Annotated in this window: 12 protein-coding genes; 7 read left to right on the top strand and 5 right to left on the bottom strand. The window is 52.5% G+C overall.

All coding sequences use genetic code 11. The annotated features are described in order from the left end of the window. Positions 1 to 39 precede the first annotated feature (39 nt). From mnmG to ravA, 5 genes are all read right to left on the bottom strand, one after another. Positions 40 to 1,929 (bottom strand): tRNA uridine-5-carboxymethylaminomethyl(34) synthesis enzyme MnmG, encoded by a 1,890-nt coding sequence (gene mnmG, locus DD586_RS20705; RefSeq protein ID WP_012886744.1) that lies wholly within the window; start codon positions 1,927 to 1,929, stop codon positions 40 to 42. Positions 1,930 to 2,308: 379 nt separating this feature from the next. Then, entirely contained in the window at positions 2,309 to 2,752 is a 444-nt protein-coding gene (mioC, locus tag DD586_RS20700) for an FMN-binding protein MioC (RefSeq protein ID WP_012886743.1), read from the bottom strand. A gap of 91 nt (positions 2,753 to 2,843) precedes the next feature. Further along, positions 2,844 to 3,308 carry a transcriptional regulator AsnC gene (asnC, locus tag DD586_RS20695; RefSeq protein WP_012886742.1) on the bottom strand — a complete coding sequence of 155 codons (465 nt, stop codon included), beginning with the start codon at positions 3,306 to 3,308 and terminating at the stop codon, positions 2,844 to 2,846. Positions 3,309 to 3,428: 120 nt separating this feature from the next. Next, the gene (viaA, locus tag DD586_RS20690; protein WP_012886741.1) at positions 3,429 to 4,904 is read right to left on the bottom strand and encodes an ATPase RavA stimulator ViaA; all 1,476 of its coding nucleotides are present in this window, start codon (positions 4,902 to 4,904) and stop codon (positions 3,429 to 3,431) included. 5 nt (positions 4,905 to 4,909) lie between these two features. Continuing rightward, a complete protein-coding gene (ravA, locus tag DD586_RS20685) occupies positions 4,910 to 6,406 on the bottom strand; it encodes an ATPase RavA (RefSeq protein ID WP_012886740.1) in 1,497 nt (498 codons plus the stop codon). A gap of 258 nt (positions 6,407 to 6,664) precedes the next feature. On the opposite strand from ravA, the gene kup reads away from it, so the two are divergent. The 7 genes from kup (at position 6,665) to rbsR (ending at position 14,686) form a co-directional block, all read left to right on the top strand. Next, the gene (kup, locus tag DD586_RS20680; protein WP_012886739.1) at positions 6,665 to 8,533 is read left to right on the top strand and encodes a low affinity potassium transporter Kup; all 1,869 of its coding nucleotides are present in this window, start codon (positions 6,665 to 6,667) and stop codon (positions 8,531 to 8,533) included. A 307-nt stretch (positions 8,534 to 8,840) separates the two neighbouring features. Next, positions 8,841 to 9,260 (top strand): D-ribose pyranase, encoded by a 420-nt coding sequence (rbsD, locus tag DD586_RS20675; protein WP_012886738.1) that lies wholly within the window; start codon positions 8,841 to 8,843, stop codon positions 9,258 to 9,260. 7 nt (positions 9,261 to 9,267) lie between these two features. Further along, positions 9,268 to 10,773 (top strand): ribose ABC transporter ATP-binding protein RbsA, encoded by a 1,506-nt coding sequence (gene rbsA / locus DD586_RS20670; protein WP_012886737.1) that lies wholly within the window; start codon positions 9,268 to 9,270, stop codon positions 10,771 to 10,773. A 7-nt stretch (positions 10,774 to 10,780) separates the two neighbouring features. Then, positions 10,781 to 11,749 (top strand): ribose ABC transporter permease, encoded by a 969-nt coding sequence (rbsC, locus tag DD586_RS20665; protein ID WP_012886736.1) that lies wholly within the window; start codon positions 10,781 to 10,783, stop codon positions 11,747 to 11,749. Positions 11,750 to 11,775: 26 nt separating this feature from the next. Next, on the top strand, positions 11,776 to 12,666 hold the full coding sequence (gene rbsB, locus DD586_RS20660; protein WP_012886735.1) for a ribose ABC transporter substrate-binding protein RbsB: 891 nt from the start codon (positions 11,776 to 11,778) through the stop codon (positions 12,664 to 12,666). Positions 12,667 to 12,748: 82 nt separating this feature from the next. Beyond that, positions 12,749 to 13,675: a ribokinase gene (rbsK, locus tag DD586_RS20655; protein WP_012886734.1), complete on the top strand. Its 927-nt coding sequence runs from the start codon at positions 12,749 to 12,751 to the stop codon at positions 13,673 to 13,675. A 3-nt stretch (positions 13,676 to 13,678) separates the two neighbouring features. Beyond that, positions 13,679 to 14,686 carry a ribose operon transcriptional repressor RbsR gene (rbsR, locus tag DD586_RS20650; protein ID WP_208855554.1) on the top strand — a complete coding sequence of 336 codons (1,008 nt, stop codon included), beginning with the start codon at positions 13,679 to 13,681 and terminating at the stop codon, positions 14,684 to 14,686. Positions 14,687 to 15,074 lie beyond the last annotated feature (388 nt).

Here is a 15,074-nt window from a genome sequence, read left to right as displayed (position 1 = left end):
GATAAGCGGCCATGCGTCAACGTAAGCGAGCGGTCTTTGTCAGGCGCTGCGGCGCAGCATACCTTGTTTTTTCAGCCAGACCAGCAGAATTGAGATAGCGGCAGGAGTGATGCCGGAAATACGCGATGCCTGACCAATCGACCCCGGTTTGTGATCGTTGAGTTTAGCGATCACTTCGTTCGACAAGCCACTGACCTGCCGATAGTCCAGATCCGCGGGCAGCAATGTGTTCTCGTTGCGCAGTTGCTTTTCGATCTCATCTTGCTGGCGAGCAATATAACCTTCGTATTTGACCTGGATTTCCACCTGCTCAGTCGCCTGAACATCAGGTAACGCGGGGGCAAACATCGGCAGCGCTGTCAGTTGCGCATAATCCATTTCAGGGCGTCGTAGCAGATCTTCCCCATTGGCTTCGCGCGATAAAGGCGATTTCAACAGGCGGTTGATCTGCTCTACGCCTTCAGTGTTCGGGTGAACCAGAATATCGCGCAGACGCTGGCGTTCTTTCTCGATATTTTCCAGTTTCTCATTAAAACGGGCCCAACGTTCATCATCGACCATCCCTAATTCGCGACCAATCGCGGTCAAACGCAAATCGGCATTGTCTTCACGCAGCATCAGGCGGTATTCAGCACGAGAGGTAAACATGCGGTAAGGCTCTTTCGTTCCCAACGTACAGAGATCATCTACCAGTACGCCGATGTAGGCCTGATCGCGGCGTGGCGTCCAGCCGTCCTGATCAAACGCCAGACGAGCCGCGTTTAGCCCTGCCAGCATGCCCTGAGCCGCCGCCTCTTCATAGCCGGTAGTACCGTTGATCTGCCCGGCAAAAAACAGGTTGTGGATAAACTTACTTTCCAGCGTAGGTTTCAAGTCACGCGGGTCGAAATAGTCATACTCGATGGCATAACCGGGGCGGACGATACGTGCATTTTGCATACCGTCCATCGAACGAACGATTTGCCACTGCACGTCAAACGGTAAGCTGGTCGAGATACCGTTCGGGTAAATCTCGTTACTGGTTAGCCCTTCCGGTTCCAGGAAAATCTGGTGTGCATTGCGATCGGCAAACCGCATCACTTTGTCTTCAATCGAGGGGCAATAACGTGGCCCGATCCCTTCAATGACCCCTGCATACATCGGGCTGCGATCCAGATTGTTACGGATCACGTCATGAGTACGCTCATTGGTATGGGTGATATAACACGGCATCTGTGCCGGATGCTCGCTGGCGTTCCCCAGGAAGGAAAATACCGGCATGGGATCATCACCATGTTGTGGCGTCAGTACGCTGAAATCGATAGTACGGGCGTCAATACGCGGCGGTGTACCGGTTTTCAGACGGCCGACACGCAGGGGAAGTTCACGTAAACGGTGGGACAGAGCGATCGAAGGCGGATCGCCAGCTCGACCGCCGCTGTAGTTATCCAACCCGATATGAATCTTGCCGTCCAGGAAAGTCCCCACCGTTAACACCACTGCTTTAGCGCGGAATTTCAGCCCCATTTGGGTTACCGCACCAACGACCTGATCGTTTTCGACAATCAGATCTTCGACAGCCTGTTGGAACAGGGTCAGATTCGGCTGGTTCTCCAGCGCGGTACGCACGGCCTGACGGTACAGTACCCGGTCAGCCTGAGCACGTGTGGCGCGGACAGCCGGGCCTTTACTGGAGTTTAGTATCCTAAACTGAATACCACCACGATCGATCGCACGAGCCATCAGGCCGCCCATCGCATCGATCTCTTTTACCAGATGGCCTTTCCCAATACCGCCGATCGCCGGGTTACAGGACATCTGCCCTAGCGTATCAATGTTGTGTGTCAGTAAAAGGGTTTGACGTCCCATTCGGGCAGAAGCCATCGCGGCTTCAGTGCCCGCATGACCGCCACCGATCACGATGACGTCAAAAGGATCTGGATAAAACATGGTGCTACACCTCGCGTGGTTGCGAATGATCGTTACTTGCCCTGGGGTGGGGGATTCTACTTAAGTTTGTGCCGCCGACCAAGTCTGTTGGATCGTCGGGTAGTTAAAGAAAGATCTTTTTTATTTAAAGATCTCTTTATTAGATCTCTTATTAGGATCGGCATGTGCTGTGGATAAGCCGGGATCCAAAAAGAAGATCAATAGGTTATTGCCGATCATTAGCTGTGAATGATCGGTGATCCCAGTCTGTATTAGCTGGGATCTGAAAGGGTAATTATACACAGCTCAAAAAAGCATCTGTAGTTGTTATCTGGATAACTACGGGTTTTACCCGGCATATCAAGCCATTTATCCACAGAGGTTCGTGAAAAAAATAATTTTATTTGAGTAATTTTATCCATGATCCCAACCAGACCTCAGCCGGATCTTCCGGAATGTCATGCTGGGTAATGTCGATCTTCAACATATCGCCGATCCGATGCGCTCCCAGATCCTGTAATAGCTGATCCAGTTTAACGATCGCACCACAGAAGGTGTCGTACTCGCTGCTGCCGATGCCGATGGCCCCATAACGAACAGCGGATAAATCAGGACGTTTTTCCTGTAGGTCTTCATAAAAAGGCTGCAGGTTGTCGGGTAGATCGCCGGCACCGTGGGTGGAGGTGACCACCAGCCACACATTTTCAGGCGTAACCTCATCCAGTTCCGGGCCATGCAGCAGCGTGGTAGTGAAATTATCCTGTTGCAGCAATGATTCCAGGTGCTCGGTAACGTACTCTGCGCTACCCAGTGTGCTGCCGCTAATAAGGGTAATGTCTGACATGCGTGATCCCGCCTGATTGAATGACGGCACATTGTACGCTGTGATCTTGGTGGGATCTACCTGTGGATAATAGGGGGATAGTAAAAAAGCCTCAGGGCACGATGGTACGCATAATGGGGTTCTGCAACGAGATCAGCGTTTCGGTGGATTGAATTTCATCAATTGTCTGAATCTTGTTGATAAGTACGTGTTGCAAGGCGTCGATAGAGCGGCACATGACCTTAATGAAGATGCTGTAATGCCCGGTGGTGTAATAGGCCTCTACGACTTCTTCCAGGTTGTTGAGTTTCTCCAGCGCGGACGGATAGTCCTTGGCGCTTTTCAGGATGATGCCGATAAAACAGCAGACGTCGTAGCCCAGCTGCTTAGGGTTCACGTCCAGTCGTGTTCCCAGAATGATGCCAGCCTGTTTCATCTTTTCCACACGAACATGGATAGTGCCGGGGCTAACCGAGAACTGTTTCGCCAGTTCGGCATAGGGCGTGCGGGCGTTATCCATCAGGGCGTTGAGGATGCCGCGATCGAGTTCGTCCATCGAGTATGTGTCTGCTGCCATAGTGCTGCTCCGTAATGGGCTATCTGAAGCGTTTTACTGATTATTGCCGAATGAATCAACGACCAAAACGGCTGCCCGTTCAGGGAGGGTACGCTATAAGAAGGATATCAGGATGAGGTATCAGACTTTTTCGTGCTGAAAACGGCGCAACAGACGGCTTTTCAGCCCGGTATCAAAGCGCCAGATATGATCGAAGATGCGCAGAATGCCAGGTTTGCCGTGTGCTGACATGGCGACTGCGTGAAAACGGTGCTGCAACCGATGCTGGCGGCGTTTGACTTCGTTGACCAGATCGTCTGGCAGACGCTGGGCAATAAAGTCTGAAATGATGACGGCATCAGCATCCTGCCAGGAGGCGGTGTCCATTTTTTCCAGCAGCGACGACAAGCAGCTTGCCAGATCGGTGCCGCCGCGGAAGGTCTGGCTGAGAAAACGTATGGCTTCTTCCAGTCCGTTTTCCGAGGTCAGGTCATAGCTGACGATACCGGTTGAAAACAACATAATGTAGCAGCGGCGGTTTTCTGCCAGAGCAATTCGCATCAGCGCCAGACAGAAGGCTTTAGCGCAACGTTCGTTAAACCCGCCCATCGAACCGGAGGTATCCACACAAACGATAAACGGCCCTCGCGGTTGTTGCTCGTTGTGCTGATGGACGACCGGCCGTTCAAGCGTCTTTTCCCGCCAGCTTTCCCCTTGCAGCCGGTATGTCAGTAACCGGTGTTCGGCCAGACGGCGGTAAAATTCGAACTCCAGTTCATGGATCCCGAGGGTAGAAAGCTCGGTGGGCAGTAACCGAAGAATGTCATCGCTCTGGTGGATGCCGCTGACTTGTTCCGGAGCAAACGCCGGTTCACGCACCATCACCTGAAAGGATTCTTTCGGTGCCTGATGGCTGAGAACCGATTTTGTCTCCCGGCTACGACCCAGGCGCTCCGCCAGGCGCTGCAGCTCCGGCTGTTGTTGCAAAAATGCCCCGGTCTCCAGTAACGCATTGAAGGGTTGTTTCATGCGTTTACTGGCGCTGAGATCCCACAGCCTGCCTGCGGCCGTGTCGTTTTCAGCCAGAATGGGTTCCAGTGCCCCGCTTATCGTCAGGCGCTTTTGGATCTCATCCAGTAACTGATCCCGCTCCTGTTCCATGATCTGATGGTGCAGATTCATCGTTTGCAGCGTCAGGCTAAGGCGCCAGCGCTGCATAAACAGGCTGTGCTGACTGGCGCTGATGCGGCGTTCTGAGGAGGGGGGAGCGGAACTGATCAGCTTTTCTGCCTGATTAAGGAAAGGAGAGTCCACATGATGCAAGGTGGACATGATGTCTGGCAGAGTAGACTGAAAGGCCTGCTCGCTGACTAACTGGGTCTGCTGATAACAGGTGAATTCCTTTTCCAGTTCGGGAGGTGCCTGGGTACTGCGCAGCCGTTGCCGGAGGTTTTCTTTCCACTCGGGTAAGTCACGCATGATGGCATTTTTCAGACGCGGATACTTGTCGAAGAACATCACCAACTGAGGCGTTGCCATCAGGGCTACAATCACGTCATCCAGCAGATCGTTTTCATCGATGGATAACAGCATCTCCAGGGATTCCAGCGTCAGCATGATCGTTACTCCCGTTGTGACTGCTCTATTTGTTCATCGACCTGCTGAAGGCTTTCTTCAATTTTGGCAAGCCACTCTTTCGGGACAAACAAACAAGGCTGGTGACGCTCAAACAATCGACGTTGTTCACGTAACTGGATTTTCAGCGCGTCATATTCTTTAACTATCTCTTCCGGCAGGTCGCCTTTTATCATGCCGGGCAGCGATAACACCGTGCTTTGTAAACTGATATCGCGAATGATCAGATACTGGCGTTCATCCACTTCCATATCAAGATGCTGGCTAAACCCGACGCCGTTGAGCTTCCCACGGATTTCGCCTCCCTTTTGCAGCCAGCTCGCCAGCGCTTCCCGGTCGATAACCACATGGGTGACGGTATAGTCGTTTAGCAGCAGTGGTTTTTGTAGCATCAGCGTTATTTCGGCGGCGGTCAGGCTTTCAGGTAACGAGTGATGGGGTTTCCGGCCAAAAAAATTGACCTGGCGTTCAACCTTGAAAGCCTGCTGCTCGCTTTGCTGCTGCTGGTATTGCTGGCGTTTCACATTCAATTGTTGCAACCGGAACAGCAACGTCCGTTGTTGATAGGCCTGTTCGCCCATTAACTGCTGTAATTGCTGTTCCACCAGATTATGGGTATCCAGATCGTGCCATAGGCAGTCTTTGAGGAGGATCAGATCGACTGGGGTGATCGTTTCTCGTCCGCTAAAGAAGGCGCAGGCCTGCAGCAGCCGGATAGCTTTCTTCCAGCGACGATCGGAAACATACGGCGAACCTTCCTGCGTATCCAGACGCTGGCGCAGTTGATAAATCAGTTCGAAGCAATTTTCCGGTAACGGTATATGATCGATATGAGACTGCCACTGTTGATACTCTTCGTCGCTGACGCTCAGTGCCGGGCTGATAAGGTTATCCTGCTCGGCAGGTGACGCGGTGAGCATCGCGCGGAAATTGTGTTTATCCTGCACCCGGTCAAGCCAGAGGCGGATCAGCATACGGTCATACAAGGCTTCCAGGCTGCTGTCGGCTTCAGGCAGTTCGTTGGAGGCGGTGACCAGTAGTCGCATTGGGATGGGCTCTTCGCTGTTACCGTTGCGAAAGCGCCGCTCGTTAATGGCAGTCAGCAGGGTGTTCAGGATGGCCGGGCCGGCTTTCCAGATTTCATCCAGAAAGACAATTTCAGCTTCTGGCAGGTAGCCGGTCGTCAGACGCTGATAGCGCCCTTCGTCTTTCAGTGCCTGGATGGAGAGTGGACCGAAGACCTCTTCCGGCGTTGAGAAACGCGTCATCAGGTATTCAAAGGCACGTGCGTTCCTGAATGCGTATTTCAGGCGGCGGGCAATCAGGCTCTTGGCAATCCCTGGCGGCCCCAACAGGAAGACGCTCTCGCCGCTGAGCGCTGCCAGCAGGCAAAGTCGGATGGCGTGTTGCCGTTCGTAAAGACCGTGTTCGAGAGCATGGCTCAGGCGAGAAATACGGTCGGCCAGCGCTGTGGGTTGCATCATAATAGATCCGTCATTGCGGTAAATTGCCGTCAAGAGCGTGTAATAACGTTAGAAAGACTACGTTTTCTTCATTAGCCATACATTAATTATTGTCACCATTGCTGGTGTTAATCAACAAAGGTGCCAGCCCTTAACAGAACCAAGGTAGTATTAAAAAATGGGCTTTTAACGTGATTTGTGCATACTGTGCGTTTTCGGGCTACTCCAACCAGAATAAGGCCCGATTTGTTAATGAATTGATAACAGAAGACAAGGTTTATGAATTCAGAACATAAACGTTCACTTCCAGCGGTCACGCTGGCTGCCATCGGTGTAGTGTATGGCGACATCGGCACCAGCCCGCTCTATACGCTCAGGGAGTGTCTTTCCGGGCAGTTTGGTTTCGGGGTTGAACCCGATTCCGTCTTTGGCTTTCTCTCACTGATATTCTGGCTGCTGGTGCTGGTCGTATCCCTTAAGTATCTCAGCTATGTCATGCGTGCGGATAACGCCGGTGAAGGGGGGATTCTGACGCTGATGTCGCTGGCCGGACGCAATACGTCCGATAAGATGACCGCGATAGTGGTGATAATGGGATTGATCGGCGGCAGCTTCTTCTATGGTGAGGTGGTGATTACCCCGGCGATTTCGGTGATGTCGGCGATTGAAGGGCTGGATATTGTTGCGCCGTCGCTGGATACCTACATCGTCCCTATTTCGATAGTGGTATTGACGCTCTTGTTTATGATTCAAAAGCACGGTACGGGGCGGGTCGGTAGTCTGTTTGCGCCGATCATGATGCTGTGGTTTTTGTCGCTCGGTGTGTTGGGGGCTCGCAGCATTATCGCCAATCCAGAGGTATTGCAGGCGCTCAATCCCCAATGGGCGATTAACTTTTTCATTCAGTATAAATCGGTGTCCTTCTTTGCGCTGGGGGCGGTAGTACTGGCGATCACTGGGGTTGAGGCGCTGTATGCCGATATGGGCCACTTTGGCAAACTGCCGATTCGTATCGCCTGGTTTTCAGCAGTTTTACCGTCGCTGGTGCTCAACTACTTTGGCCAGGGCGCACTGTTGCTGAAAAATCCAGAGGCTATCAAAAACCCGTTCTTCCTGCTGGCGCCGGATTGGGCGCTGATTCCGCTATTGGTGCTGGCTACGCTCGCTACCATCATCGCTTCTCAGGCAGTCATTTCCGGGGTGTTCTCGCTGACCCGCCAGGCGGTTCGTCTGGGGTATCTGCCGCCGATGCGCATCGTGCATACGTCAGATATGGAGTCTGGACAGATTTATATCCCGTTTATCAATTGGTTGCTGTATGTGGCGGTGGTAATCGTTATTATCAGCTTTGAGCATTCCAGCAATCTGGCTGCCGCTTACGGTATTGCGGTGACCGGCACGATGGTACTGACCAGCATCCTGTCTTGTACGGTGGCGCTGAAAAACTGGCACTGGTATCGCTATCTGGTCTGGTTGTTGCTGGTGGCTCTGCTGGCTATCGACTTGCCGATGTTCCTGGCCAACGTGGTGAAGATTATTTCTGGTGGCTGGTTGCCGCTGGCGCTGGGGATGGTGATGTTCATCATCATGACGACCTGGAAAAGCGAGCGTTTCCGGCTGTTACGCCGTATCCATGAGCATGGCAATTCGCTGGATGCGATGATCGCGTCGCTGGAGAAGAATCCGCCGGTGCGTGTAACAGGAACGGCTGTCTATCTGTCGCGTGCTACCCATGTCATTCCGTTTGCTTTGCTGCACAATCTGAAACACAACAAGGTACTGCATGAGCGCGTGGTGCTGCTGACCATGAGAACGGAAGACGCGCCTTATGTGCACAACGCCCGGCGTGTTTCGGTGGAGCAACTTTCCCCCACCTTCTGGCGTGTGGTCGCCAGCTATGGCTGGCGTGAAACGCCGAATGTGGAAGAGGTATTCCATCGCTGCTGGCAGGATGGATTGACCTGCCAGATGATGGAAACTACGTTCTTCTTGTCGAATGAATCGCTGATGATGGGCGCGCGTCCCTGGTATCTGCTTGTTCGCGGTAAGTTGTTCATGATGCTGAGCCGCAATGCGCTGCGCGCGGCGGATCAATTCGAAATTCCACCGAACCGGTTGATTGAATTGGGTATTCAGGTAGAAATCTGATTCCGGGCGAGTAGATAAATAAGCGGGTGAGGTCTAACAGGATCTCACCCGCTGTGGTATTGGCGGCCGTCTTCTTCCCCCCTACGGTTATCCTTGCGCGGATATAACATTCAATCTCCCCTAAAACCCTCCGGTTTTGTCCTGTCGCGTCTTTTTTATTGGTTTTAATAACTTAAAATCTTCCTTTTATTACGCCAACGAAACGTTTCGATAACGATCACATTTTCATAAGATAATCGTTGCCTTCTCCGGTTCTTTTTCTACACTTGCCCTATAAGCGAAACGTTTCGCTCTCAGGATAAACAACATGAAAAAAGGTGTGTTACTTCATTCCGATATTTCGTCGGTGATTTCCCAACTGGGACATACCGATCAGATTGTCATTGCTGACGCCGGTTTACCGATTCCAGCGACGACGGCCCGCATCGACCTGGCTTTGACCCATAACGTTCCTGGCTTCTTGCAGGTACTGGACGTGGTGACGGCGGAAATGCAGGTAGAAGCGGCGATTTTGGCTCAGGAAATCATTGAGAAAAACACCACGCTCCATGAAGCGTTATTAAAACAGTTAGCACAACTTGAACAACACCAGGGAAATACTATTTCACTGCATTACGTCAGCCACGAAGATTTCAAAAAACAAAGTGGTCAGAGCCGGGCCATTATTCGTACGGGGGAATGCTCTCCTTACGCGAATGTGATCCTTTGTGCTGGCGTCACCTTCTGAGGTAGCGATGCAACCTTTACTGCAATTGCAAGGCATCACCAAAACGTTCCCCGGCGTTAAGGCGCTGTCCGGCGCGGCATTGAATGTCTATCCGGGCAAAGTCATGGCGCTGGTGGGAGAAAACGGTGCCGGCAAATCCACCATGATGAAAGTGCTGACGGGCATTTATCGTCGGGATGCCGGGAGTATCCAGTTTTTGGGTAAGGATGTGGATTTCAGTGGCCCAAAAGCCTCTCAGGAAGCAGGGATCGGCATTATCCATCAGGAACTGAACCTGATTCCCCAGTTAACCATTGCGGAAAATATTTTCCTCGGCCGCGAATTTACCAACCGTCTGGGGCGTATTGACTGGAAGCGCATGTATGACGAGGCAGATAAGCTGCTCAAGCGTTTGAATCTGCGCTATGACAGTCGACGCCTGGTGGGGGAATTGTCGATTGGCGATCAACAGATGGTTGAAATCGCCAAAGTGCTGAGCTTTGAGTCTCGGGTCATCATTATGGATGAACCCACCGATGCGCTGACGGATACCGAAACCGCATCGCTGTTTAGTGTGATCAAAGAATTGCAGGCCCAGGGCTGCGGCATTGTTTATATCTCCCACCGACTCAAAGAGATTTTCGAAATCTGCGACGATGTGACCGTGTTCCGTGATGGCCAGTTTATTGGCGAGCGAGCGGTGAGTGAGTTACAGGAAGATTCGCTGATTGAAATGATGGTGGGACGTAAGCTGGAAGATCAGTACCCCCGTTTGAATCAGGCACCCGGCGACGTGCGTTTGCAGGTCAGCGAATTGTCCGGGCCAGGGGTGAATAACGTGAGCTTCACCCTGCGTAAAGGCGAGATTCTCGGGGTGGCCGGGCTAATGGGGGCCGGTCGCACCGAACTGATGAAAGTGCTGTATGGCGCATTACCGCGCACCCACGGCAACGTTTCCTTAGACGGTAAGAACATCGTGGCGCGCAGCCCACAGGACGGTCTTGCCAGCGGAATTGTGTATATTTCCGAAGACCGTAAGCGAGACGGGCTGGTGCTCGGCATGTCGGTAAAAGAAAACATGTCCCTGACGGCACTGCGTTATTTCAGCAACGCAGCAGGTTCGCTACGGCATGGCGATGAGCAGCAGGCGGTGGGCGATTTCATCCGCATGTTCAACATTCGCACTCCGTCCATGTCCCAGCCAATCGGGTTATTGTCCGGCGGCAATCAGCAGAAAGTGGCGATCGCCCGCGGGTTGATGACCCGTCCCAAAGTGCTGATTCTGGATGAGCCGACCCGTGGCGTCGATGTCGGGGCAAAAAAAGAAATCTATCAGTTAATCAACCAGTTCAAGCAAGAAGGGTTAAGCATCATTCTGGTATCGTCGGAAATGCCCGAAGTGCTCGGGATGAGCGATCGCATTATCGTCATGCACGAAGGGCGCCTGAGCGGTGAGTTCCCGATTGAACAGGCTACACAGGAAGCGCTGATGGCTGCGGCCGTTGGTAAGCAATACGGCGTAAAGCAGGAGTAAATCAGATATGAGTTCTCAAACTATCACAGCAAAGCGCTGGCTCAGCAAAGAGTGGCTGATGGAGCAAAAATCATTGATCGCCCTGCTGATTCTTATCGCTGTGGTGTCTTCAATGAGTCCCAACTTTTTTACCCTGAACAACTTGTTCAACATCCTGCAGCAAACCTCGGTAAACGCCATTATGGCGGTGGGAATGACGCTGGTTATTCTCACCTCCGGCATCGATTTGTCGGTAGGGTCGTTGCTGGCGCTGACAGGGGCGGTTGCCGCGTCTATCGTCGGACTTGAGATCAATGCGTTGGTGGCGGTATTCGCGGCGCTGGCGCTGGGGGCGGTCATTGGTGCGGGGACGGGGATTATCATTGCCAAGGGGCGGGTTCAGGCCTTTATTGCTACGCTAGTGATGATGTTGCTGCTACGTGGCGTCACGATGGTCTACACCAACGGCAGTCCTGTCAATACCGGTTTTTCCGATGCGGCAGATGCGTTGGGGTGGTTCGGCATCGGACGTCCTCTGGGAGTACCTACGCCTATTTGGATTATGGCAGTGGTATTCCTGGCAACCTGGTACATGCTGCACCATACCCGCATTGGTCGCTATATCTATGCGTTGGGCGGTAATGAAGCGGCAACCCGTCTTTCCGGGATCAGCGTTGATAGAGTCAAAATCGTTGTGTATTCGTTGTGCGGTTTGTTGTCGGCATTGGCAGGCATTATTGAAGTGGCCCGTCTGTCTTCAGCACAGCCAACAGCAGGGACGGGGTATGAACTGGATGCCATTGCAGCGGTAGTGCTGGGTGGTACCAGTTTGTCGGGTGGTAAAGGCCGCGTGGTGGGAACGTTAATCGGTGCCTTGATTCTGGGGTTCCTGAATAATGGACTTAACCTGTTAGGGGTTTCTTCTTACTACCAGATGATCGTCAAGGCGGTGGTTATTCTGCTGGCGGTTTTGGTAGATAACAAAGGCAGTAAATAACTTTTCATTCACACAGGAATTGAAATATGAACTTGAAGAAGATTGCTACTCTGGTTTCCGCTGTCGCGCTGAGTGCAACGGTCAGTGCCAATGCGCTGGCAAAGGATACCATTGCTCTTGTTGTTTCCACGCTGAATAACCCGTTCTTTGTGTCGTTGAAAGATGGCGCTCAGAAAGAAGCGGACAAACTGGGCTACAACCTGGTGGTGCTTGATTCCCAGAACAACCCGGCCAAAGAACTTTCCAACGTGCAGGATTTGACCGTTCGCGGCACCAAGCTGTTGCTGATCAACCCGACGGATTCCAACGCAGTAGGTAACGCGGTGAAACTGGCTAATCAGGCCAAAATTCCGGTTATCACGCTGGACCGTGTCGCTGCCAGTGGTGAAGTCGTTAGCCACGTTGCTTCCGACAACGCCTTCGGCGGTAAAGTTGCCGGCGATTTCATCGCTAAAAAACTGGGTGAAGGTGCCAAAGTTATTCAACTGGAAGGTCTGGCGGGTACGTCTGCCGCTCGTGAACGCGGCGCTGGCTTCATGAAGTCTGCCGAGAAGAACAAATTCAACATGCTGGCAAGCCAGCCTGCGGATTTCGACCGTACCAAAGGTCTGAATGTGATGCAAAACCTGCTGACCGCTCACCCGGATGTCCAGGCGGTATTCGCCCAGAATGACGAAATGGCGTTGGGTGCTCTGCGTGCCCTGCAGACAGCGGGTCGTGACAATGTGATGGTCGTTGGTTTCGATGGTACTGCTGATGGCTTGAAAGCGGTAGAAAGCGGCAAGATGGCGGCTACCGTGGCTCAGCGTCCTGATCAGATCGGTGTCATCGGCGTGGAAACGGCTGACAAGGTGCTGAAAGGCGAAAAAGTACAGGCGATCATCCCTGTCGACCTGAAACTGGTTACTAAGCAATAACATCATCAAAACGTAATACCGCACGTGCAGTACGGCGCCACCCCTGGTGGGTGGCGCGTAATCAACATCGGGGTTCATGTTAATGAAATCAGGCAAGCTGGTAGTCTTGGGAAGTATCAATGCGGATCATATTTTGAATCTGGCTCAGTTTCCCCGCCCGGGCGAAACGGTGATCGGTAAACAATATGGTGTGGCATTTGGCGGTAAAGGCGCGAACCAGGCGGTGGCTGCCGGGCGTAGTGGCGCAGATATCGAATTTATCGCTTGTGTCGGCGCTGACGATATCGGCGAACGTATTCGCCAGCAACTCATCAATGACCGAATTGATGTTTCCGCCGTTGAAGCCATTCCCGGCCAGACTACCGGGGTAGCATTGATTTTCGTTAACGGTGAAGCTGAAAACATGATCGGCATTCATGCGGGGGCCAATGCGGCCGTAACGCCTGATTACCTGCATCGCTATCAGCAGAAAATTACTGATGCCTCCGCGCTGTTGATGCAACTGGAATCGCCGCTGGAAACAGTGATAGCGGCTGCTCGCCTGGCGCATGACAGTGGGACTAAAGTTATCCTCAACCCGGCTCCAGCCTGTTCTCTGCCTGACGAATTATTGTCATTGGTGGATATGATCACGCCGAATGAGACGGAAGCGCAGATCCTGACTGGGGTGAGCGTAGAAACCGAAGAAGATGCACAACGTGCCGCACAGGTCCTGCATGATAAAGGTATCTCAACAGTACTGATTACCCTTGGCAGCCGCGGAGTCTGGTTAAGCGAACAAGGGCAAGGTCAGCGTATTCCCGGTTTCCGGGTCAAAGCGGTTGATACCATTGCGGCGGGTGATACCTTCAATGGCGCGTTGGTGACGGCTTTGCTGGAGTCACGCCCTATGGAAGCGGCGGTTAAGTTTGCTCATGCGGCGGCAGCTATCGCGGTGACTCGCCATGGCGCTCAGCCTTCTGTTCCCTGGCGTGAAGAGATTGATGCCTTCCTGAATGCACAGGAGTAATCCTTGGCGACAATGAAAGACGTGGCCCGTCTGGCTGGGGTATCCACATCAACGGTTTCTCATGTCATCAACGATAACCGCTATGTCAGCGATGCCATTCGCGACCGGGTAATGAAAGCGGTGGAGCAACTGAACTACGCGCCGTCCGCGCTGGCGCGTAGTCTCAAGATCAACCAAACCCGTACCATTGGTATGTTGCTGACGGCAAGTAGTAACCCGTTTTATGCTGAAGTGGTGCGTGGTGTGGAACGTTGTTGTTACGAACGTGGCTACAGCCTTATTCTTTGCAACACCGAAGGCGATCACCACCGTCTGAGCCGCAGTCTGGAGACGTTGCTGCAAAAGCGGGTGGATGGGCTGTTACTGATGTGTACGGAGAGTCATCTGCCTTCACCGGATATTATTCGCCGCTATCCTTCCATTCCTGTGGTGATGATGGACTGGTCACCGTTTGAAGGCAGCAGCGACATCATCAAAGATAATTCACTGCAAGGCGGCGAAATGGCGACTCACTACCTGATTTCTCAGGGTTATCGCAAAATCGCCTGTATTGCAGGTCCGCAAGATAAAACCACCGCACACAATCGTTTGGAAGGTTACCGCAAAGCTATGCATCAGTCGGGGTTGTCGATTCCTGCAGGTTTCGAGGTGATCGGAGACTTCGAGTTTGAAGCTGGTTTTCGCGCCATGCAGCAGTTACTGGCGCTACCGGAGCGCCCGGATGCTGTCTTTACCAGTAATGATGCGATGGCGGTAGGCGTTTATCGCGCTTTATATGAGGCGGGGCTATCCATTCCTGACGATATGGCCGTGGTGGGCTACGACGACATTGAACTGGCTCGTTATCTGTCGCCGCCTTTGACGACGATACATCAGCCTAAAGGCGAGCTTGGTGAACTGGCCATTGATACGCTGCTCCACCGGTTAGAGCACCCGGATGCAGAACATAATGTTCTGGTACTGACACCCGAGTTAATCGTTCGTAGTTCTGTCGGCAAAATCCACGCGTAACTGACCTTTACTCCTTCTTTCCAGCATTTATGCCGCAAAAAAGCGGCATATTGGCCAATTCCCACTCGGTTTGCCTGAAAACCATCCAATTGATAATTATTTTGTATTTATCGCTTGTCAGGCCGGAATAACTCCCTATAATGCGCCTCCACTGACACGGCAACAGCGGCAACGCAGCGCGGTGTCAGGAAGCGGAAACGAAAATAATCGTTGACACTTCATGAGGAAAGCGTAGTATACGCCACCTCGCGATAGCAGGCTCAGGCCGGTCGCACTGCTCTTTAACAATCAATCAGACAATCTGTGTGGGCACTCGCAGGACGCTTCACTAAAAAATTAGTGAAAGTCTTGAAGAGTGACAACAGTTAATTCATTACGAATAAACAGT

The organism is Dickeya parazeae Ech586 (genome assembly GCF_000025065.1).
Classification (GTDB): Bacteria; Pseudomonadota; Gammaproteobacteria; order Enterobacterales; family Enterobacteriaceae; genus Dickeya; species Dickeya zeae.
Note: the sequence above shows the minus strand (reverse complement) of the source record. Positions and strands in the feature narration are given on the sequence as shown.

What these genes read in the sequence shown, in the direction of transcription:
- ravA (WP_012886740.1), bottom strand. Translation starts at nt 6,406, where the DNA reads ATGATGCAACCCACAGCGCTGGCCGACCGTATTTCTCGCCTGAGCCAT.
- rbsC (WP_012886736.1), top strand. Translation starts at nt 10,781, where the DNA reads ATGAGTTCTCAAACTATCACAGCAAAGCGCTGGCTCAGCAAAGAGTGG.
- rbsB (WP_012886735.1), top strand. Translation starts at nt 11,776, where the DNA reads ATGAACTTGAAGAAGATTGCTACTCTGGTTTCCGCTGTCGCGCTGAGT.
- kup (WP_012886739.1), top strand. Translation starts at nt 6,665, where the DNA reads ATGAATTCAGAACATAAACGTTCACTTCCAGCGGTCACGCTGGCTGCC.
- mioC (WP_012886743.1), bottom strand. Translation starts at nt 2,752, where the DNA reads ATGTCAGACATTACCCTTATTAGCGGCAGCACACTGGGTAGCGCAGAG.
- rbsK (WP_012886734.1), top strand. Translation starts at nt 12,749, where the DNA reads ATGAAATCAGGCAAGCTGGTAGTCTTGGGAAGTATCAATGCGGATCAT.
- mnmG (WP_012886744.1), bottom strand. Translation starts at nt 1,929, where the DNA reads ATGTTTTATCCAGATCCTTTTGACGTCATCGTGATCGGTGGCGGTCAT.
- asnC (WP_012886742.1), bottom strand. Translation starts at nt 3,308, where the DNA reads ATGGCAGCAGACACATACTCGATGGACGAACTCGATCGCGGCATCCTC.
- rbsD (WP_012886738.1), top strand. Translation starts at nt 8,841, where the DNA reads ATGAAAAAAGGTGTGTTACTTCATTCCGATATTTCGTCGGTGATTTCC.
- viaA (WP_012886741.1), bottom strand. Translation starts at nt 4,904, where the DNA reads ATGCTGACGCTGGAATCCCTGGAGATGCTGTTATCCATCGATGAAAAC.
- rbsA (WP_012886737.1), top strand. Translation starts at nt 9,268, where the DNA reads ATGCAACCTTTACTGCAATTGCAAGGCATCACCAAAACGTTCCCCGGC.